The organism is Rhodococcus globerulus (assembly GCF_019334125.1).
In the GTDB taxonomy this organism is placed as follows: domain Bacteria; phylum Actinomycetota; class Actinomycetes; order Mycobacteriales; family Mycobacteriaceae; genus Rhodococcus_F; species Rhodococcus_F globerula.
On sequence record NZ_CP079698.1, the window covers coordinates 1963499 to 1984356 of the forward strand.

General features: G+C 63.3%; 21 protein-coding genes. 6 read left to right on the forward strand and 15 right to left on the reverse strand.

Annotation, left to right across the window (positions count from 1 at the left end):
• Positions 1 to 70: 70 nt before the first annotated feature.
• Positions 71 to 775, forward strand: a complete 705-nt coding sequence (locus tag KYT97_RS08975; RefSeq protein ID WP_033231332.1) for a sigma-70 family RNA polymerase sigma factor — start codon at positions 71 to 73, stop codon at positions 773 to 775.
• Between the two features lies 1 nt (position 776).
• Entirely contained in the window at positions 777 to 1514 is a 738-nt protein-coding gene (locus tag KYT97_RS08980; RefSeq protein ID WP_095886643.1) for an anti-sigma factor, read from the forward strand.
• A gap of 65 nt (positions 1515 to 1579) precedes the next feature.
• Here the strand turns inward: KYT97_RS08980 and groL are convergent, their stop codons facing one another.
• Both groL and groES read right to left on the reverse strand, forming a co-directional pair.
• Positions 1580 to 3190, reverse strand: coding sequence for a chaperonin GroEL (groL, locus tag KYT97_RS08985; protein ID WP_033231334.1), 1611 nt, complete (start codon positions 3188 to 3190; stop codon positions 1580 to 1582).
• Positions 3191 to 3276: 86 nt separating this feature from the next.
• Positions 3277 to 3576 (reverse strand): co-chaperone GroES, encoded by a 300-nt coding sequence (gene groES, locus KYT97_RS08990; protein ID WP_003940763.1) that lies wholly within the window; start codon positions 3574 to 3576, stop codon positions 3277 to 3279.
• A gap of 228 nt (positions 3577 to 3804) precedes the next feature.
• Between groES and KYT97_RS08995 the strand changes: the two genes are divergently transcribed.
• On the forward strand, positions 3805 to 5523 hold the full coding sequence (locus KYT97_RS08995; protein ID WP_033231538.1) for a TIGR03767 family metallophosphoesterase: 1719 nt from the start codon (positions 3805 to 3807) through the stop codon (positions 5521 to 5523).
• On the opposite strand, the gene KYT97_RS09000 is transcribed toward KYT97_RS08995, so the two are convergent.
• A complete protein-coding gene (locus KYT97_RS09000) occupies positions 5513 to 6079 on the reverse strand; it encodes a potassium channel family protein (protein ID WP_219112128.1) in 567 nt (188 codons plus the stop codon). The two genes, KYT97_RS08995 and KYT97_RS09000, sit on opposite strands and share 11 nt — an antisense overlap.
• Positions 6080 to 6238: 159 nt before the next feature.
• Between KYT97_RS09000 and KYT97_RS09005 the strand changes: the two genes are divergently transcribed.
• Positions 6239 to 7768: an Hsp70 family protein gene (locus tag KYT97_RS09005; protein WP_051730216.1), complete on the forward strand. Its 1530-nt coding sequence runs from the start codon at positions 6239 to 6241 to the stop codon at positions 7766 to 7768.
• A 1-nt stretch (position 7769) separates the two neighbouring features.
• Here KYT97_RS09005 and tsaD read toward each other — a convergent pair whose 3' ends face one another.
• Genes tsaD through KYT97_RS09040 form a run of 7 tightly spaced genes read right to left on the reverse strand, consistent with a single transcriptional unit; the run spans position 7770 to position 14217 of the window.
• Complete coding sequence (gene tsaD / locus KYT97_RS09010; RefSeq protein WP_033231336.1) at positions 7770 to 8807, reverse strand: tRNA (adenosine(37)-N6)-threonylcarbamoyltransferase complex transferase subunit TsaD; 1038 nt, start codon at positions 8805 to 8807, stop codon at positions 7770 to 7772.
• Positions 8804 to 9295 (reverse strand): ribosomal protein S18-alanine N-acetyltransferase, encoded by a 492-nt coding sequence (gene rimI, locus KYT97_RS09015; RefSeq protein WP_033231337.1) that lies wholly within the window; start codon positions 9293 to 9295, stop codon positions 8804 to 8806. Before rimI ends, tsaD begins: the two co-directional genes overlap by 4 nt.
• Positions 9292 to 9939, reverse strand: coding sequence for a tRNA (adenosine(37)-N6)-threonylcarbamoyltransferase complex dimerization subunit type 1 TsaB (gene tsaB, locus KYT97_RS09020; protein ID WP_033231338.1), 648 nt, complete (start codon positions 9937 to 9939; stop codon positions 9292 to 9294). The genes rimI and tsaB overlap by 4 nt, the downstream gene beginning before the upstream one ends.
• A 53-nt stretch (positions 9940 to 9992) precedes the next feature.
• Entirely contained in the window at positions 9993 to 10475 is a 483-nt protein-coding gene (gene tsaE / locus KYT97_RS09025) for a tRNA (adenosine(37)-N6)-threonylcarbamoyltransferase complex ATPase subunit type 1 TsaE (protein ID WP_141484670.1), read from the reverse strand.
• Positions 10465 to 11520, reverse strand: a complete 1056-nt coding sequence (locus KYT97_RS09030) for an alpha/beta fold hydrolase (RefSeq protein ID WP_219112129.1) — start codon at positions 11518 to 11520, stop codon at positions 10465 to 10467. The genes tsaE and KYT97_RS09030 overlap by 11 nt, the downstream gene beginning before the upstream one ends.
• A complete protein-coding gene (gene alr, locus KYT97_RS09035) occupies positions 11517 to 12722 on the reverse strand; it encodes an alanine racemase (RefSeq protein ID WP_045070789.1) in 1206 nt (401 codons plus the stop codon). Before alr ends, KYT97_RS09030 begins: the two co-directional genes overlap by 4 nt.
• A 55-nt stretch (positions 12723 to 12777) precedes the next feature.
• A complete protein-coding gene (locus KYT97_RS09040) occupies positions 12778 to 14217 on the reverse strand; it encodes an NAD(P)H-hydrate dehydratase (protein WP_219112130.1) in 1440 nt (479 codons plus the stop codon).
• Between the two features lie 39 nt (positions 14218 to 14256).
• Here KYT97_RS09040 and KYT97_RS09045 point away from each other — a divergent pair, with 39 nt between their 5' ends.
• The gene (locus tag KYT97_RS09045) at positions 14257 to 14622 is read left to right on the forward strand and encodes a plastocyanin/azurin family copper-binding protein (protein WP_033231342.1); all 366 of its coding nucleotides are present in this window, start codon (positions 14257 to 14259) and stop codon (positions 14620 to 14622) included.
• A gap of 62 nt (positions 14623 to 14684) precedes the next feature.
• On the opposite strand, the gene glmS is transcribed toward KYT97_RS09045, so the two are convergent.
• Positions 14685 to 16547, reverse strand: coding sequence for a glutamine--fructose-6-phosphate transaminase (isomerizing) (gene glmS / locus KYT97_RS09050; protein WP_033231343.1), 1863 nt, complete (start codon positions 16545 to 16547; stop codon positions 14685 to 14687).
• Positions 16548 to 16636: 89 nt separating this feature from the next.
• On the opposite strand from glmS, the gene KYT97_RS09055 reads away from it, so the two are divergent.
• Complete coding sequence (locus KYT97_RS09055) at positions 16637 to 17494, forward strand: poly(ethylene terephthalate) hydrolase family protein (protein WP_219112131.1); 858 nt, start codon at positions 16637 to 16639, stop codon at positions 17492 to 17494.
• Here the strand turns inward: KYT97_RS09055 and KYT97_RS09060 are convergent.
• The 4 genes from KYT97_RS09060 to glmM all read right to left on the reverse strand — a co-directional run bounded on the left by KYT97_RS09060 (position 17455) and on the right by glmM (position 20810).
• A complete protein-coding gene (locus KYT97_RS09060) occupies positions 17455 to 17760 on the reverse strand; it encodes a hypothetical protein (RefSeq protein WP_219112132.1) in 306 nt (101 codons plus the stop codon). The genes KYT97_RS09055 and KYT97_RS09060 overlap by 40 nt on opposite strands.
• A complete protein-coding gene (locus KYT97_RS09065) occupies positions 17757 to 19022 on the reverse strand; it encodes a hypothetical protein (protein ID WP_219112133.1) in 1266 nt (421 codons plus the stop codon). The genes KYT97_RS09060 and KYT97_RS09065 overlap by 4 nt, the downstream gene beginning before the upstream one ends.
• Positions 19022 to 19339 carry a hypothetical protein gene (locus tag KYT97_RS09070; protein ID WP_219112134.1) on the reverse strand — a complete coding sequence of 106 codons (318 nt, stop codon included), beginning with the start codon at positions 19337 to 19339 and terminating at the stop codon, positions 19022 to 19024. Before KYT97_RS09070 ends, KYT97_RS09065 begins: the two co-directional genes overlap by 1 nt.
• A 124-nt stretch (positions 19340 to 19463) precedes the next feature.
• Positions 19464 to 20810 carry a phosphoglucosamine mutase gene (gene glmM, locus KYT97_RS09075; protein WP_141484674.1) on the reverse strand — a complete coding sequence of 449 codons (1347 nt, stop codon included), beginning with the start codon at positions 20808 to 20810 and terminating at the stop codon, positions 19464 to 19466.
• Positions 20811 to 20858 lie beyond the last annotated feature (48 nt).

Consider the following 20858-nt stretch of genomic DNA (forward strand, 5'->3'; position numbering starts at 1 on the left):
GCCTTTGCCAACCGCGGCGGTTGACAAAGGCGCACAGCAGTAGCGGCGGGCCAACAGAAAAGAACCGGACATGCACGCTACGGTTGTAGTCGATGAAACAACACGAACCTTCGGGGCGGGATTACTCAGCTCGGGTGAGCCACGCGACGTGAGTGAACCGAACGAGGCCCCAGAGCACACCGACGCTTGTCCGACCGACAATTCTGCAGCGCGCACCGCCCGGATCACGGAATCCCGCGAACTCGCGCTGATCCTCGAGAATGTCGCTCGGGGCGATCAATCGGCATTCGCCGAGTTCTACGACCGGACCAGTTCACGCGTGCACGGGATGGTTCTCCGGGTCCTTCGCGATCCGGGTTTCTCCGAAGAAACTGTCCAAGAGGTGTATCTCCAGGCCTGGAAAACGGTGGACACCTTCGATCCGGTTCGCGGGTCGGCCTTATCGTGGCTACTCACTCTTGCTCACCGACGAGCCGTCGACCGGGTGCGGTCGGAACAGTCGAGTACGGATCGACAGGCCCTGTACGACACCACGAATTCGACTCCCGAATTCGACGTCGTCAGCGAAGAAGTCACTCGCAAAGACGAACATCGCGCCGTCACCGACTGTTTGGAATCGGTGACGGCGACCCAGCGAGAAGCTTTGACATTGGCGTACTACGGCGGGCGAACGTACCGAGAAGTAGCCGAAGACCTCGGCGTGGCGATACCCACGATAAAGTCACGAATCCGCGACGGACTACTCCGGCTACGCAGATGTCTGGGGGTGAACTGAGATGGACGAAGAGCTGATCGGCTGGGCACACCCCTACGCGATCGATGCCCTCGACCCCGATGAGCGTCGGGCTGTCGACGTTCTCCTGGAAGGCACTGACGCGGCCACCCGAGCGGAATTCGAATCTCAGGTCCGGCTCGCCGCCGAGACGATGGCTGCTCTGAGCATCGTCGACGCAGTCGAACCTCCGCCAGGGCTCCGCGCTCGCCTACTCGACACTATTGCCGAGACACCACAATCCCCGGAATTGGCTCCGCCGGTCTCCCTTGCCGGTCATCGCAAGCGTCGACGCCCATGGACCGTCGCACTAGCCGCTGCAGCGGCCGTGGTCATTGTGGCCGGGGGTATCGGAATCGGCGTCCAGATCACCGACAACACTCCGTCGCCGACCACCGTTTCCGAGATCATGGCCGCGCCCGACATGCACTCGACCACGCTGGACGTACCCGGCGGCGGCACCGCGACAACGGCGTTTTCGCCGTCCGAGGATGCCGCGGTGTTGACGATGAACGGTGTGACTCCCCCGAGTCAGGACCAGGTTTATCAGATGTGGCTGGTCTCGCCGGACGGTAGCACCATGACTCCGAAGGGCACCATGGCACCTGCCGATGTCAAGCCGACCACTCAGGTTGTACTCGACAATATCGGTCCCAACACCAAACTGGCCTTCACGATCGAGCCTCCCGGTGGATCGACTCAGCCAACAGGCGATCCGTTCGCCATCATCCCGCTGGTCTGAGCAGAAACCGAAAAAAGCGATCCCCCACCAACTTTCGGCGGGGGATCGCTTTTCGCGCGTGAAACCTAGTGGCTGTGACCGTGTCCGGTGTCAGCTACTTCTTCGGTCGGCTTCTCGACAACGGCGCTCTCGGTGGTCAGGATCATCCGAGCAACGGAAGCGGCGTTGACCACTGCCGAGCGGGTGACCTTGACGGGGTCGATGACGCCGTCGGCGAGCAGGTCGCCGTACGTCAGGGTCGCGGCGTTGAAGCCATGGCCCTTGGGGAGATCCGCAACCTTGCTGACAACGACGGAACCGTCGATGCCGGCGTTGGATGCGATCCAGAACAGCGGAGCGTTGAGTGCTGCGCGAACCACGGCGACGCCGGTAGCTTCGTCACCGGTGAAGCCGAGGTTGTCGGCGAGTTCGACGCCGGCCTGAACGAGTGCCGATCCACCGCCGGGGACGATGCCCTCGGCAACAGCAGCCTTGGCTGCGTTGACGGCATCTTCGACGCGGAACTTACGTTCCTTGAGATCGGTCTCGGTGGCTGCGCCGACCTTGATGACCGCAACTCCGCCGGAGAGCTTCGCCAGACGCTCTTCGAGCTTCTCGCGATCCCAGTCGGAATCGGTGTTCTCGATCTCGCGGCGAAGCTGCGCAACGCGGGTCGCGATGTCGTCTGCCGTTCCTGCGCCGTCGACGATGACGGTCTCGTCCTTGGTGACGACAACGCGGCGTGCGCTGCCGAGCAGGTCGAGTCCGGCTTCCTTGAGGGAGAGTCCGACGTCGGTGTTGATGACGGTGCCTGCGGTGACAACGGCAAGATCGTCGAGGAACGCCTTGCGACGGTCACCGAAGAACGGTGCCTTCACGGCGACAGCCTTGATCGTCTTGCGGATCGAGTTGACCACCAGAGTGGAGAGAACTTCACCCTCGACGTCCTCGGCGATGATCAAGAGCGGCTTGCCGGATTCGGCAACCTTCTCGAGCAGCGGCAGGAAGTCGGGCAGTGAGCTGATCTTCTCGCGGAAGAGCAGGATCAGCGCGTCTTCGTAGACGGCCTTCTGCGAATCGATGTCGGTGACGAAGTAGGGCGAGAGGTAGCCCTTGTCGAACTGAACACCTTCGGTGACAACGAGTTCGGTTGCAACGGTAGAGGATTCCTCGACCGTGACAACGCCGTCGGTGCCGACACGGGTGAGTGCTTCGCCGACCATTTCGCCGATTTCCTCGTCACGCGAGGAGACGGTGGCAACCTGAGCGATGGACTTCTTGCCCTCGACCGGAGTTGCTGCGGCGATGAGCGCCTCGACGACCTTGTCTGCGGCAGCGTTGATTCCGACGCCGAGTGCCATCGGGTTTGCGCCCGCGGCAATGTTCTTGAGTCCGCCGCGCACGATCGCCTGAGCGAGAACCGTAGCGGTGGTGGTGCCGTCGCCGGCAACATCGTTGGTCTTGGTGGCGACACTCTTGACGAGCTGTGCGCCGAGGTTCTCGAAGGGATCTTCGAGATCGATCTCACGGGCGATGCTCACACCGTCGTTAGTGACGGTGGGGCCGCCGAATGCCTTGGCGAGCACGACGTGGCGTCCACGCGGGCCCAAGGTCACCTTGACGGCGTCGGCGAGCTTGTCGACGCCTGCTTCGAGAGCACGCCGCGCGGTCTCGTTGAACGCAATTTGCTTGGACATCTGTTCTGTCAGCTCCTGAATCTTCGGGGCGTGAACGCATTCCGCCCCGGGATCCTGTGTGGACTCCGGGGCGGATCACGTGTGTCTTACTTGGAGACGACAGCCAGCACGTCGCGTGCCGACAGAATCAGGTACTCCTGGCCGGCGTACTTGATCTCGGTTCCGCCGTACTTGGAGTAGATGACCGTGTCACCCTCCTTGACGTCGACCGGGATGCGGTTGCCCTGCTCGTTGACGCGGCCTTCGCCGACTGCAACGACGGTGCCCTCCTGGGGCTTTTCCTTGGCTGTGTCAGGAATGACCAGGCCGGAAGCCGTCGTCGTTTCAGCCTCGTTGGCCTGGACGAGGATCTTGTCCTCGAGCGGCTTGATGTTGACGCTCGCCACGATGAGCCCTCCATGGGTATGTGCGCCCGAGGGTTGCTCGAGACGCGATTGGGTTTGACGTTTACGGCGCGTCACTGCAGTCCCGTCGTCGCGGGTGCCGGAACTCGATCAGCGCCAATTGGCACTCTATACGTGAGAGTGCCAACCCTCAAGGACTGGGCGGGCTTTTTTCTCTTCGTCCTCAGCGAAATCAGACCCACGTCCAATTTGTTCACCTATTGTTCATTCGTGACGAACATCAACCGCCGTAGTTTCCTGACCTTTGCCGGACTCGGCGCCGTGGGCGCCGTAGGTCTGAGCGCCAAGCCGTGGGGACTGCAATATGCCGGCGCCGCTCCCCTGCCCACGTCGGGCGCGGGCACCACACTCGACGCAGTCGCGACGCCGATCGGCAGCAGCGGCTACCGCAAACTCGGAGCCGGTCCTGGCTGGGCAAACATCGTGCGCGGCGAACTCGCGGAACCCAAGTCCGGCCGCGAAGACCGACGCACCGCATTGGCATCGATCGTGCAGTTGACCGACGTCCACATCCTCGACGCGCAGTCGCCGATGCGCTTCGAATACGTCCACCAGATCACCGGTTCCGCTTTCCGTCCGCAGGAAACGCTGACTGCGCACGGCCTGATTTCGCTTGTCCGAAGCGTCAATTCCATTGGATGCGGTCCGCACACGGCACGACCGTTCGACGCAGTCGTCACCACCGGCGACAACACGGACAACAAGGAACATGCCGAACTCGACTGGTTCCTGACCGCACTCAACGGCGGCACGATCGTTGCGAACACCGGTGCGAAGGACCGCTACGAAGGTGTCCAGAACTCCGGAGCAGATCTGTACTGGAACCCGGAATCGCCGATGCTCGACATGTACAAGAAGGCGGGCTTCCCCGAGATTCCCAATTTCTTCGGAGCCGCATTCACCCCTGTCTCGAGCCCGGGCCTGAACACTCCCTGGTACTGCGTGTTCGGCAACCACGACGATTCGGTGTCCGGCACCGTTCCCAGCGGCATCCCGCCGCTAGAGGCCATGTACACCGGGTCGCTCAAGTTCGAGGTTCCCGGCTCACCGGAACAGGCCAAGCAGATCGACATCGCCACCAAGTTCGATCCGAGCGCGATTCCCGGAATTCTGTCCGCCTTCACGACGCCCCCGCGCCAGGTCACCCCCGACCCGGCCCGTGCTCCCTTCACGCCGAAGCAGTTCATCGCAGCGCATCTCGATCCGGCGCACACGGGTCCGGGACCGGTCGGTCACGGATTTGCACCGGACGCCGATCACACCGGCATCGGTTACTACTCCTTCGAGATCGCTCCCGGCGTCGTCGGAATCAGCATGGACTCCACCAACCGCGCCGGCTTTGTCGACGGCTCCCTGGGCGCAGCGCAGTTCCGCTGGATCGAAGACACCCTTCGGGCCGGCAGCAGCACGTTCTTCGACGCTGCCGGGTCCAAGATCACACAGTCCCGCGACGACACCTACTTCGTGCTGTTCAGCCACCACACGAGCGACACGATGGACAATCTCATCCCCGACCCCGAGAACATCCTCGAGCCGCGCTTCCGCGGTTCGCAGCTTCTCGAACTGTTGCACCGCTTCCCCAACGTTCTTGCCTGGGTCAACGGCCACACACACGAGAACAAGATCACCCCGTGGCCCGGTGTCACGCCGGAACAGGGGTTCTGGGAGATCAACACCGCTTCGCACATCGACTTCCCGCAGCTCGGCCGGATCATCGAAATCGCGGACAACGGCGACGGCACCGTCTCGCTGCTCGCGACGCTCTTCGAAGCCGAGAGTCCGTACTCGGTCGATCACAGTGACAAATCGCCAGAGGGCCTGGCATCGCTGTACCGCGAACTGTCCTTCAACGACATTCACCGCGATCCCAAGCTGACCGGCGCCGGTGTCGATCAGAACGTCGAGCTGCTGGTTCCCGTCATTCGCTAGCGTCACCTGGCTTCGTCTGCCGTGTCCTGTGTTCCTTGGACCAGGACACGGCAGCAATAACAAAGCGGACGCCAAAGCCGATCAGCACCAGGTTGCAGACGATCTGAAGCGACACCAATGCCCTGGCCAGATCAGTTCTTGCGGCGATGTCCCCGAACCCGACGGTCGAGAACACGGACAGCGAGAAATAGAGCGCACCCATCCTCGACAACGGTTCGGTGAAACTTGTCGGGTCGGCCCCTGCGACAGCAAAATAGGTCATCGAGACGATCAGAAGATACGTCGGCACCACGACAGATGCCGCCTCGACGGCCTGCAACGCCGGCACATCCGAATTCAGGATTCGCTTGATCTGCCAGGCAGCGACACCCAGTACCGCGACACCGCCTGCGACCAACAGAGCAAATGCGCTGACGGTATGCGCGTCGGTCCACGGCAACAGGAAATACGCACAACCCAACGCGACGACGGTCAGCACCGGCCGCAGTATCGCCCCCGCGATCAATCGACGGCGTTGACGCGTATCCATCTGCCGGGATTCGACTTTTTTCCGCATAATTCAATATTCGGCAATCCCGCTGGTAAAACCACCGTTTCGGTACGAAAAGTTCTCCTCCTCACAGAAAACTGCCGAGCAATCGTGCCGATCGTTCTGTAACGTTCATGTAACGGCGACCGATATGCGGTCACAGAAACACCTGCGAGGGGGTGCAAGATGGGTTCATCACTGGGAATGTCGACGGGTTCGTCGGGCGTCTACTCCGCGCTCGTCGATACCGATTCCGCAGAAGCCACACCCGGTAGTTTGCCTGCCGAAACACGATTCGTCTCCGCCGATCAGGTCAACACCAACGTCGGAGACTTAGTGCGCGCGTCGATCAAGCTGATGACCACGCAGGTGTCCGATCGCGCCGCTGCCCCTCGATCCATCGGGGTCACATACTCGACCGACCAACAGCTCGCGAGCATCCGATCCTCGCTCGCGAAGTCGCCGAACCGCGTTCGGCTCATTCCCGAACCGGCCGCGGTGCACGCCTATCTCGCAGAAACAGGCAAGACTGCACGCTACGGCGCCACCGCGCAGATAGACCTCGGCGATAGCGGCCTGAGCGTGTCCGTGGTCGATCACAGCGGCGAGATCCTCATCTCCGAACGCACCGACGCTCTTGCCGGAGCCGGCATCGACGCAGCCCTCGTCGCGTTTGTCACCGACAAGTACCCTCATCCACTCGGCCGACACACCGACACCGAACTACTGATGTCGCGCTGCCACGTCGCGAAGGAACAACTCTCCACCACTCGCAGCGTCACGATCGACCTGCCACGTGGGCCCATCACGATCACCCGGGTCGAGTTCGAGGACATCATCGCCGCGGATGTCGAGCGCGCGCTCACGCTGATCCGCAGCGTCCTGAGCGCGGCACCACACACCGTCGAGGCCATTGTCCTCATCGGCGGCGGCGCGCATATCCCCACTGTGCGTACGGCAATCGCAGACGCCGCACGAGTCCCGACAGTCGAATTCGACGAGCCCGAAGCAGCCGCAGCCAAAGGTGCTGCACTACTTGCAGATTCCGCGACGTCGTTGCGTTACCCGTTGGCAGGCTCGGAAACTTCCGAGCGCATCCGTCCGGCCGCCAAAGCGTCGGGCGCGCTGATCGGCGCGCTAGTCGTCGGTGGACTCGTATTGGGTTATGCCGCCAAGGAAGTCGTCCCGACCGACAACACGCCGATTTCGCCGGCCGGCACCGGATCGACCACAACGCACACCACAACCGACGTCGTTCCGAGCACCGGTTCCACAGTCATCCCGTCACATGACCCCGTGCCCACGGTTGTCCACACAACAGTCCCGTACCGGGCACAGCCGTACGGAACGCAGCCGTACGGAACACAGCCGTACGAGACACATCAGTTCACGTTGTCGCCCGCGCCGCCGTCGGACACGTCCACACCGACGACAACCGTTCCGCCGACAACTCTTCCGCCGACAACCACGACCACCATCCCGGCCCGGCCGACACTTCCCGGCATCACGCTGCCGGATACACCGTCGTGGTGGCCGGAGAACCTGCCACAGATTCCGAGTGGGCCTTCGGAACTGGCTCCGGGCGAAGGCGGAAACGGTGGTTCCGGTTCCACCGAAACCACCGCCGAGACTCCCACAGAGTCCGCATCACCCGAGCCGACGACGGAGAACGCGGCGCCGACCCCCACCGCTCACCTGCCTGTACCGGTCGGCTGACCTAGCGCAGAACTTGGCTGATCGAGACGGACAATCCCGGATCGGTTGCAACACTCAATTCCGACGGCCCGGCTCCGGCACCGATCAGGTGCGCGGCCAGCGAAGCGATCATCACTCCGTTGTCGGTACACAACCTCGGCTTCGGGATACGCAGCGTGAGACCGGACTCGGCGCACCGCTGCTCGGCGAGGCTACGAATGCGAGAGTTCGCGGTTGCTCCTCCGCCGAGCACCACGGTGTCGACGCCGACATCCTTGGCGGCACGAACCGCCTTCATCGTCAGGACGTCGGCCACCGCCTCTTGGAACGACGCTGCGATATCCGGAATCGAAAAAGCTTCTTCCGCACGCTGTTTCGACTCCACATAGCGAGCAACGGACGTCTTGAGCCCGGAGAAGGAGAAGTCGTGACGCGAGTCGCGCGGGCCCGTCATGCCACGCGGGAACGGGATCGCGTTCGGATCACCTTCCTGCGCAGCCGCGTCCAAGGCCGGTCCACCGGGGAACCCGAGACCGAGAAGTCGCGCAACCTTGTCGAATGCTTCACCGGCAGCGTCGTCGACGGTTGTTCCGAGTTCGACGATCGGCTTTCCGAGATCCTCGACGTGCAGCAAATGCGTGTGCCCACCGGAGACCAGAAGGGCCACGCACGACGGCAACGGTCCGTGCTCGAGGGTGTCGACCGATACGTGGCCACCGAGGTGATTGACCGCATAGAACGGGATGTTCCACGCTGCCGCATAGGCTTTGGCTGCCGCCACACCCACCAACAGGGCGCCCGCCAGGCCGGGTCCGATCGTCACGGCCAGAGCGTCGGGCTTCTCGATACCGGCCGCCGCGAGAGCACGCCGCATGGTCGGGACGATTGCCTCGAGATGAGCGCGCGACGCAACCTCAGGCACCACTCCGCCGTACCGGGCGTGCTGATCCACACTCGACGCCACTTCGTCCGCCAACAAATCACAGGTTCCGTCACCGTTCCAACGAACGATGCCGACTCCTGTTTCGTCGCACGAGCTTTCGACACCCATGACGATCATGCTTGCTGCTCCTCATTCTTGCGAACACCTACGGCGGGCCGCCGCATCGTGAACGCATCTGCCCCGCTGGGCTGGTAGTACTTCTTTCGGGTTCCGACGATCTCGAATCCCTCACGCCGATACAGAGCGATTGCCGGTTCGTTGTCGGTGCGCACTTCCAGGAACACGTCTGCTCCCCGGTCGTCCGCGAGAGCCAAGAGCGCATCGAGCAAAGCCCCGCCGATACCGCGGCGCTGCGCACCCGGATCCGTTCCGATGGTGTGCACTTCGGCTTCGATGTTGGGCGGCGCGCCCAACAATGCAACTCCGGCGTACCCCAGAACACGACCGTCGGGCTCACGAGCCACGAAGTAGTGATTGTGCGAGCCGGCCAACTCGGAGACAAAAGCCTGAGCGGTCCACGGCCCGTCCCCCGCAAAGAGGGCACGTTCCAACTCGGCACACCGCTCGGCGTCGTCGACCGTCATCGACGTGATGGTGTAACTCATTTGCCGCGTTCCGCCAAGGTCTTGGCGTCCGGGCGGCGTAGATACAGCGGCTCGAGCGGTTCCGGAATCGAACCGGCCAGAATGTCTTGCGCTGCAACAGTGACCAAACCGGCTGGAGACGGCGTCTCCGCAGGCTCGACCCGGAGATCGAAAAGGTCTACGTGCGAAGCAGATCCGGCAACAATCGTCGACGGCGACGCGTCAACGTCGCCCGGCGAATTCACTGCGGGGCCTTCCACTCGAACGCCCTCATCGTAACGAGCCCAATAGATTTCACGTCGACGTGCATCGGTCACGACAAGCAGGTTGCCTGGCGTCTGCACTGCCGCGGCAATGGCGTCGAGGCTGCACACACCGTAGACCGGGACACTGAGCGCGTCACCGAACGCGGCGCCGGTCGCCATCCCCACCCGCAGGCCGGTGTACGGACCAGGTCCCACGCCCACCACCACGGCGCCCAGGTCTGCCGGCGTGATCGACGCCTCTGCGAGGCATTCGAGAACATGCGGGGTGAGCACCTCGGCATGTGCGCGGGGGTTCACTGTCACCCGAACGGCGAGCGTCGAAACCTCACCGAGAGGCGAGAGTGAGACAACTCCGGCGGTGACGGCCGGCGTGGAGGTATCAATCGCGAGAACAAGCACGATAACTCAGGGTACTCGCACGTGAAGAACTACTTTCAACGGTGGGAGCAGTGTCACGACGTCCATGCCCAACTGGCCGTCCGGACATCCGACTCGGGTTCACGGTGAAGCTGCACCCGCAAGTGACGCTCGACAAGGCGTTCCACGACGTCGCCGCCCCACTCCACCACGACCACCGCATCGGTGAGGTCGGTATCGAGGTCCAGGGCGTCGAGCTCGTCAAGAGCGTGCGGCCCGCTGTCGCCGAGGCGATACGCGTCGACGTGAATCATCCCGACGGGTGTTCCGCCGTGGGCGCGAATGCCGGGGCGATGCTCGCGCGCGATGACAAATGTCGGTGACGTCACGCGTCCCTGCACGCCGAGGCCCGCACCGATACCGCGGGTCAGTGCCGTTTTTCCGGCGCCGAGGGGACCGTCGAGAACCACGAGGTCACCGGCGACAAGTCCGGCCGCCAGCCTGCGACCGAATGCCTCCGTGTCTTCCGTCGTCTCCAGCGTGACGGTTCCTGATTCAGGGAGGGTTTCAGCCGACATCGGACCTCACTTGACTATGTGTACGTGAGACAAGACTCTCGATCGCATCCGTGACGATAGCCGGGAACTCCAGCTGGATCAGGTGACCGCCGCCGCGAATTCGCACCAGTTCGGACTCCGGCAACGCATCCGCCAACAGTTGCGAGCTGGCAAACGGAATCATCATGTCCTGATCGCCGCAGATCACGACAGCCGGAGTGTGCGCGAGGACGGGCAGAGACCCACTCTCGTCATGCAATTCGAGGGTCCGCAGAAAATTGACGATGGTGACAACCGACGTGCGATCGAGCATCCCGTCCGACAGCTCGTGCAGTCGAGGGCTCACGTCCGTGCCGTACGACGCGGCCCGCAGGATCGGTGTGATGAGCACACGCGCAGCGCCACGGGCATGCTGTACGACGCCCGGGGAGGTCCGCACAGCCAGACGGAAACCGTCGATGATCGGATTCTGCAGATTGCGAGTGAGTCCGGTTTCGGCGAGACCCGCTGCGGTGGTCGATACCAACCCGACACCGACAACTCGGCCACCGGCGAACCATTCCGGTCGCTGACCGGCAAGCGCGAGCACTGTCATGCCGCCCATCGAATGACCGACAAGCACAACCGGACCGATCGGCACCTTGGCTTCGATGACCGACGCCAGATCACGGCCGAGTTGCGAGACCGTACAACTCTTCGCGCGGGGCATGCCCGAATCACCGTGCCCGCGCTGGTCGTAGAACACCATCCGAACGTCGTCACCCCACCGCTCGGCAAGCTGACGACGCTGAAAATGCCAGGAAAACGCGCTCAGACAATATCCGTGCACAAAGACAACCGTCAGTGGAGCGTCGTCCGGCCCGACTTCGCAGACTGCCAGATCAACCCCGTCGTCGGTGCGTACAACGCTCGCGCGGTCCCGCGTCATCAGGTCGAAGTCTTCGTCTGCGTAGATCTCTCGACCTGGCCGAGTGGCCGTCTTCAACGCGTTGACGCCGGCCATGGAACCGAGTGCAATCGCACTGAGGAGCCCACCGAGGATGCTCATTCGTCCTGCAGTCTTCACGAGATACCCTCCCCGCCGATGTACGTACGTTCGGTTCGCCCGCGCAGGCCGGTCACGATCTCGTAGTGAATGGTGTCCAGCACTTCCGCCCAGGCTTGCGCGTTGGGTTCGCCCTGATCTCCGTTGCCGAAGAAGATGGCGGTGTCGCCCTCGCGCACACCGTCACCATCTGGTCCGAGATCGACCATCACCTGGTCCATGCAGATCCGTCCGACGGCTTGACGACGCTTACCGCCGAGTTGGACCTCGAAACGCCCGCTCAACGAGCGCGGAAGCCCGTCGGCATAGCCGACGGGGAGCAATGCCAGGGTGGTGTCGCGCGGCGCGGTCCAGAGGTGTCCGTAGGAAACCCCCTCACCTGCAGCCACCTTCTTCACCAGAATCACCTTCGCTCGCAACGTCATTGCCGGTCGGAGACCGAAATCGCCCATCTCTGGTACGGGCGACAACCCGTATATCGCAATTCCCGGCCGAACCATGTCAAATCGCAGGTCAGGACGGGTTACTGTCGCCGCCGAGTTGGAAAGGTGCACGACCTCGGGTTCGAATCCGTGAGCCCGGACGTCGGCAACTGCATCGATCAGACGTTGCTTCTGGTGGTCGATGACGTCGTGGTGCGGTTCGTCCGAATGCGCCAAATGCGAGAACACTCCGCGCAACCGGATCGTGCCCTCGTTTCGAGCCGCGACGAGGTCTGCCAGCATCTGCGGCCAGTCGGTCTGCGAGACGCCGTTGCGATTGAGTCCGGTGTCGACCTTCAGCGTCACCGTGGCAGTTCGTCCGAGATCCCGCGCGGCGGTCACCACCGCGGCCAGGTGCCGCGGAGACGACACCCCGATTTCCACGTCGGCGGAAATGGCGGCGGCAAAATCGGCGTCGACGCCATGCAGCCACGCCAGTACCGGAGCGGTGATCCCCGCTGCCCGCAGGACCAAGGCCTCGCCGATCGTGGTGACACCGAGTTCGCGGGCACCGGCGGAGAGTGCAGTGCGCGCAACAGCAACGGCACCGTGGTTGTACCCGTCAGCTTTGATGACTGCCATCAGTGCCGCGTCACCGGCGAACTCACGAAGAACCCGCACGTTGTGGGCGATGGCATCGAGGTCCACGACCGCCTCGGTCTGCGGACCTCCTGTTGCCGCGACGCTTGCCGACTCCCCTTCTTCTGGGTCTTTCGGGGCTCTTCCTTCGGCAAGCTTCATGGCGTCAATCCTGCCACTCTCGCGAATTCCGACATCAATTCGGGTTTGACATCACTCAATTCCGCGCGACGCTACGCAGCACCCTTACGGCGTCACGCACACTCCCGAGCAGCGGCGATGCCGAGATCGGCGCCCCGGCAACGTCGGCGTGGCCGCCTGCGGCCGCCAAGTTCGCGGCAAGAGAGTGTGTTCTGGCTCCCACGGCCGCAGCGTCGAGTGGTGCAAGCCCGGCAGCGAGCAGCGCCCCGATCACACCGGACAAAACGTCACCCGATCCGGCGGTCGACGCCCACGAGCCACCCGCATCATTGACCAACACCTGTCCGCCTCCATCAGCGATCACTGTCGCGTGACCCTTGAGGAGCACCGTCACACCGAGATCCGACGCCAAGGCGCGCGCGGCACCGACCCGATCAAGCCCCACCTGGGCGCCCGCCAATCGTGCGAACTCACCCGCGTGCGGAGTCAGAAGCGTCGGTGCGGTGCGTCGACGTGCCAGATCAAGATTCTCGGCCAGCAAGCTCAACCCGTCCGCATCGACCAGGACCGGGACATCCGTCGCGAGAACAGATGCAAGCAGCGCCGCCGCGTCGGCATCGGTTCCCATTCCAGGACCGACCACCCACGCCTGCACGCGCCCGGCGTCTTCGAAGGCCGCGCTTGCGATCACCTCGGGGAAACGTGAAAGCACCTCCGCCGCGCCGTGCCCCGCGTAACGCACCAGCCCCGACGTCGCCGTGACCGCTGCCCCCGTGCACAACACACCAGCCCCCGGATACTGCGCACTCCCCGCAATCACCCCAACAACGCCCTGCGAATACTTGTCGTCACTCGGGCCCGGAACCGGCCAGCGCGCACCCACTTCCGCCGGATCGAGGGAGCGGAACTCCGGCTCACCGAGATCCAGACCGATGTCGATCAGCTCCACCCGACCGCACCGCTGCGGTGCCAACACATGCACAGGTTTGAGCGCGCCGAATGTCACCGTCACCGCAGCTGTCACCGCAGGCCCGTCGACGCCCCCGGTGTTTGCGTCCACACCGCTGGGAAGATCCACCGCCACGATCGGGCAGCGGACCCGCTCCACCAGAGCGGCTGCCGCGCGGCGCAACGAACCGCGACCCGAAATTCCGACAATCCCGTCGACCACCAGATCCGGTGTACCGAGGTCGGGCTCGACACGCCCACCCGCTCGGCGGAAAGCCTCGAGGCCCCGCCGGTGCGCGCGCTCCGGGTCGAGCAGGACCGCACGCACAGCAACTCCGCGCTTACGTAAGAACGCTCCGGCCCAGAGCGCGTCACCGCCGTTGTCGCCACTGCCGACCAGCAGGGTCACCGACTTCGAAGCGAGTAATCCTGTGTACAAACGCAATTCGTCGGCAACAACCCGCGCCAGTCCGTACGCGGCCCGGCGCATCAACACACCGTCGGGCAACGACGCCAGCAACGGCGCCTCCGCTTCGCGAACCTGATCTGCCGTGTAGTACCCGCGCATGCCGGAACCCTTCGTTTGCAAGTCGCTACCCTCGGAACCATGAAATCACGTCTCGTCCCGATGTTCGCGGGCCTCGTTCTCACCGCCGGCCTCGTCGGGTGCAGTTCCAGCACGGATTCCACCCCTAGTGCGCCCGAAACCACGCTGAGTGGCCCCGTCGTCACCGTCACCGGGATGGCCTACTCCCCCGCATCCATCACCGTGAACGTGGGTGACACGGTCACCTGGGTGTTCGACGACGGGGGCATGGCCCACGACGTCAAAGGCATCGGCAGTGCCCGAAGCCTGCTCCGTAGCCCGCTCAAGAAGTCGGGCACCTACACGGCCACCTTCGACGAACCCGGAACCTACGACTACACCTGCACACCGCACCCCGACATGCGAGGCACTGTGATCGTTCAATAACTTTTCGGCAGCAGTGAGGCCCGCAACCGGAAGGTTGCGGGCCTCACTGATTTCACCGAAAGCTATTCGACGGTAACCGATTTCGCCAGGTTACGCGGCTTGTCGACGTCGTAGCCACGTGCCGCAGCCACCTCCGCGGCAAAGATCTGCAGCGGTACCGTGGACAGCAACGGCTGCAAGAGGGTCGGCGACGCCGGGATCTCGATCAGGTGATCGGCGTGCGCACGTACTGCGTCGTCACCTTCCTCGGCGATCACGATCGTCGTTGCACCACGCGCCTTGATCTCCTGAATGTTGGACACCAACTTCGAGTGCAACACCGCACGGCCCTTCGGCGACGGCATGACGATGATGACCGGCAGGCCCTCCTCGATCAACGCGATCGGCCCGTGCTTGAGCTCGCCCGCCGCAAAGCCCTCGGCATGCATGTACGCAAGCTCCTTGAGCTTGAGCGCACCCTCGAGCGCAACCGGGTACCCAACGTGACGCCCCAGGAACAGAACCGTGGAGGCATGCGCAAACGTGCGAGCCAGCTCACGGATCGGTTCCGCGTTCTCGATGACCTTGCTCACCAGAGCCGGCATCGCCTCGAGGTCCGCGTACTCACGGGCAACCTCGTCCGGGTACTTGGTGCCGCGCGCCTGCGCCAGGGCCAACCCGACAAGGTAATTTGCCGTCACCTGCGCCAGGAATGCCTTGGTGGACGCGACGGCGATTTCCGGTCCCGCCCGCGTGTAGAGAACAGCGTCCGCCTCACGGGGGATCTGCGCGCCGTTGGTGTTGCAGATCGCGAGAACCCGAGCCTTCTGATCCTTGGCATGCTTGACGGCTTCGAGCGTATCGGCGGTCTCGCCGGACTGCGAGATGGCAACAACCAGCGTCGAACGGTCCAGAACCGGATCCCGGTAACGGAATTCGCTCGCCAGCTCCACCTCGACCGGAAGCCGAGTCCAATGTTCGATCGCATACTTCGCCAACAAACCGGAGTGATACGCGCTGCCACAGGCCACGACAAAAACCTTGTCGACGTCGCGCAGTTCCTGGTCGGACAACCGCTGCTCGTCGAGAACGATCTTGCCGTTCTCGAAGTGCCCGAGAAGCGTATCCGCAACTGCGGTCGGCTGCTCCTCGATCTCCTTGAGCATGAAGTAGTCGTGACCGCCCTTTTCGGCAGCCGCAAGATCCCAGTCGATTTGGAACGGGCGCCCCTGCGCTTCGTTGCCGGAGAAATCGGAGATCCGGTAGCTGTTCGCGGTGATCACCACCGCCTGATCCTGACCGAGTTCCACCGCGTCGCGTGTGTGCTCGATGAACGCCGCCACATCGGAACCGAGGAACATCTCGCCCTCACCGACACCCACCACCAACGGCGTCGAACGACGCGCAGCGACAATCGTGTCCGCATGATCGGCGTGCGTGAACAGCAACGTGAACGCGCCTTCGAGACGACGGACAACCGACAACGCGCTCTCGACGAAATCACCCGCAGTCGGGCCCTCCGCGTACGCACGCGCCACCAGATGGACCGTTACCTCGGTATCGGTGTCACTGAGCAGTTCGATGCCGGCAGCCTCGAGCTCAGCACGCAGCGGAGCGAAGTTCTCGATGATGCCGTTGTGGACCACCGCAAGCTTCCCACTCGCGTCGCGATGCGGGTGGGCATTCCGATCGGTCGGTCGACCATGTGTAGCCCACCGGGTATGACCCATGCCCGTTGAGCCGACAAAGCTGTCCGCACCGATCTCTTCCAACTCAGCTTCGAGGTTGGCCAGCTTCCCGGCCTTACGCTCGATCTCAACGCCACCCACTCCGTCGAGAATCGCGATTCCCGAGGAGTCGTAGCCGCGATACTCCATTCGCCGCAAAGCCTCCACCACGACACCCAGAGCTGGGCGGTGGCCGACGTATCCCACGATTCCGCACATGGTGAATCAGGGTACTTGGACACCCGTGGCACGCGCATTCTGCGGTTGCCAGGGCACGCCGACGGCCACATCGGATAACGTCTTGATCCGTGGCACCGAAACTGAAGGCACTGACCCGTGAGCTGTCCAAGCGGGGACCGCACCGCGTTCTGCGCGGCAACCTCGCTCTGGCCGGTCAACCAGGAGTCGTCTACACCCCGGAAACGGGCTTCAATCTCCCCGCCGTCGCCTTCGGGCACGGCTGGATGGTCGGTGCGCACAAATACGAACAAACACTTCAGCATCTCGCTTCCTGGGGAATTGTCGCCGCAGCACCCGAAAGTGAGCGTGGCCCCGTCCCCTCGCACCTCGGATTGGCCGCAGACCTGCGCTCGACCCTCGACATCTGCGTCGGCGTCCGACTCGGTCCCGGGCAGATCAGCGTTCATCCTGACCACGTCGCATTTGCCGGACACGGGATGGGTGCCGGTGCCGCGGTCCTCGCAGCCGCACAACGTGGAAACGTCGCCGCCGTCGCCGCGCTCTTCCCCGCACCCACCGCCCCCAAAGCCGAGAACTACGCGTCCAAGATCACAGCCCCCGGGCTGATCCTCGCCGGCGAGGACGACGTCGACTCACTCACCAGCAACGCCCGCCCGCTCACCCGCGAATGGGGCGGACCCGTAATCGGGCGAACCGTCGACGACGCCCAGGATGCTGGTCTCATCGAAGGGCGTCGCCTTCTGGGAGCATTGGGCCTCGGCGGCTCCGAACGCAAAACACAGGCCACGACGCGTTGCCTGCTGACGGGATTCCTTCTATTCCACCTGACCGGCGACAAGCGCTACGAAGTATTTGCCGATCAGGACACCGAATTCCCGCACACCTCGCCCATGTTCGACGCGGATACTCAGTCCGACACCCACTCTCAGTCCGACGCTCGCCGGAGCCAGGCAGTTTCCCGGTAACCAGCACTCGAATCTCGTACCGGCTGGCCGGACTTCGCAGTGTCGCCAGGCATCGCAGTGTCGCCGGGCATCGACGCGGACGCTGATCGCAGAAACGCGCCCTGTTCGAAGGGTAAACGCCCGAACTCCTTCACACCGGTAGACAATTCGCCGAATTGTGCACACCGCTGTTGGTGGTCACGTTCGGCAGCAGATCGTCGCATGCGAAATTCGGCGAGTTGCGAATCCATGGCCGCATTGATGGCGTCGAACGGCGACAAACTCATATCGGCCCCGCCCCGGCTAATTCGGCTCCGGTCACAATCGGTTCGTTCAGCGACTCACGGTGTTCTGGCGGTGCAGGGTCTTCTGACGGCGCAGTGTCTACTGGAGTTGGATTCGGGGGTTGGTACGGCTGCGGCGCGGGCTCCGGCGCCTCGGACATTACGGGAGCGGCATCCGTCTCCACCGCGATTCTCGGCCAGCCGTGCTCGTCCAATTCCACAGTGACAGTGACGGACTCCCCTGACAGGTCACGAACTTCAAGACTGACCCCACGTCCGTCCGGCGCGAGCGAGAACCCCCAGGTATTTGCACCGACCGCCAACTCGAGTGCAGGTGCAACCCTGCCCCCCGACGGTTCGGCTGCTTGCGGCACGGATGTCTGCGCTGCGTCGGCCGGAACTGAAGAATGCCGCGTTTCGGTAGATTCACTCTCGACCGGAAACAGTTCGGAGACGATACCAGCGGCAACCCCGAAAGCGTCGGTCAGAGCCACCCGGGCCTGCTCGCAGGCGCGGTCGAACTCGTCGCGGGTATCCACGTACACAGGCCTGAAGATCTGATCGATCCAAGGTCTGACGAGATCTGCTGCTGCTCTACAAGTTTCGATCTGATCGACCGGCGCGGCATATCGTACTGCTCTGAATTGCTCATCCGACAACGGCGCAAACCACGTGGCAGCCTTGGCAACTGCGTCGACGCCCCCTTGCTGCGTGCTCACGTCCACCAGCTGATCGATGCGCTGCGCATCGATACCGCCGATCGTTTCTCGATTCAGCGACGCAACCTTGAAAGCCTTGTCCACCACAGCAGTTCGAACGATTCCTGCCAGCTCGTCGGCGACGGAAATCAGCAACGGCATGGCTTCGACATCGACTTCCGCTCTTCGCTGCTCGTCGCGCACTCGTCCGGCAACGTCGTCCACAGCCTCGACATTCCAGATCTCCGCGAGCGACTCGGACAGGACCGCGAAGTCCTGCGAATCGCGCGACGACGCTTCCGCCGCAAGGGACATCGTCGACACGTCAGCGTGCAGAGCCTGCAGATCGATTCCCGATTCGGCACGATACATCTCGTCGTAGCTACCCAGCGGTCGCATTTCGATACCGAGACGACTGGCCGCGTCGTGAAAACGCTCGAAGAAATCCAATCCGACACTACCGGCGTCGAGAATATCGTCCGGAATAGACAGCGAATTGCGTTGCGCAATAATCAATTCCGCAGCATCGGCAGCAGAGCTCGACGTAACCGCGTCGCGACTCGACATCAGAAACCTGACTTCGGATACTCGCGGCTGTGCATTCGTAATTGATCCGCCAACCCCAGATCGACATCCGCAATTGCTCGGGTCGAACTGCCGATACGCGCGCCGAGAGCCTCGACGAACTGGGCACGTTCCACCATCCGTAACCGGAACCCACCCAGCGCAGCAGCTAGCGTGTTGCCACACTCGACGTAATCCCGGCCTGCACACTCGCCCGAGAACTCGGCAAATTCCAACGTTCGTGCAGTGACACCCATCTGTTGCGCAAGCGCCGTTGTCCGACGCTCGAGCTCATCGGTAGCAGTGTGGTCGATATCCATGCGGAACTCCGTTTCGCCCGGCCGCACGAAAGATCCGGCGGTCCATGACTACTTGGACGCACGAACCCCGTGGGTCGTTCCCACGAGAATTCAGTTCCCCACAGGACGATCACGCTACATGCGGTTACACCGCTGCGACGGTTTCTGCCAGCTCGTCGGCAAGCTTGCGTGCCACACCAAGATCCGCAGCTTCGACCATGACTCGCACCAATTGTTCGGTACCGGAAGGTCGAAGCAGAACACGGCCGGCGTCACCGAGCACACGCTCGGCATCGGCGACCGCTGCCATTACCGAGGTCGCTGCGGCAACTGCTGCTTTGTCTTCCACCCTCACATTCACCAAGACCTGCGGAAGCGACGTCATCGTTGCGGCGAGCTGCGAGGACGACTTACCCGTCTGCGCCATCCTGGCCAGCAATCGAAGTCCGGTGAGCACGCCGTCTCCGGTTGTTCCGAATCCGGGGAACACCACGTGTCCGGACTGTTCGCCGCCCAAGCTGTATCCGCCGGTACGAAGTTCTTCCAACACATAGCGGTCACCGACCGCCGCTGTGACCACGTCGATACCCGCTGCCCGCATCGCAAGGTGCAAACCCAGGTTGCTCATGACGGTCGCCACGAGTGTGTTGTCGACCAATTCTCCGGATTCGTGCATCGCCACCGCCAGCACCGCCATGATCACGTCGCCGTCGATCACTGCCCCGGTCTCGTCGACGGCGAGGCAACGGTCGGCGTCACCGTCGTGGGCGAGACCAAGATCGGCGCCGTGCTCGACCACTGCTTTCTGCAGATTCTCCAGGTGAGTGGATCCACAACCGTCGTTGATGTTGAGGCCGTCCGGTTCGGCGCTGATCGCGATCACCGTCGCACCCGCAGCCCGATAGGCCGCCGGGCCGACCTCGGAGGCTGCCCCGTTTGCGCAGTCCACAACAACGGTCAGGCCGTCGAGCGGCTGCGTCAGAGCGGTGCCGAGATGCTGCAAGTAGAGCGCAGCGGCATCACCGACCGGGCGTACTCGCCCGATACCCGCGCCGGTCGGCAACTTCGGCGCCACACCACCGTCGATGGCGGCCTCGATTGCGGCCTCGACATCGTCGTCGAGTTTGTGTCCACCCGCGGCAAAGATCTTGATGCCGTTGTCCGGCATCGGATTGTGAGAGGCGGAGATCATCACGCCGAGACTCGCATCGAACAAACCAGTCAGATAGGCAACCGCTGGTGTCGGCAGAACGCCGACATCCAAGACGTCGATACCGGCCGAAGTCAGCCCCGCCGTGACAGCTGCCTGGAGCATTTCACCGCTCGCACGAGGATCGCGTCCGACGACCGCGGTCGGGCGGCGGGTGCCACCACTGGTTGATTCAGCTGCCAGAACATGCGCAGCCGCTATCGACAATCGCAGCGCAAGATCCGCCGTCAGATCACCATTGGCCAAGCCGCGCACACCGTCAGTTCCGAACAACCGCCCCATCGAACAACTCCCTGAATATCTTGTGCGAGTTCTGTGAAATATCTTTCC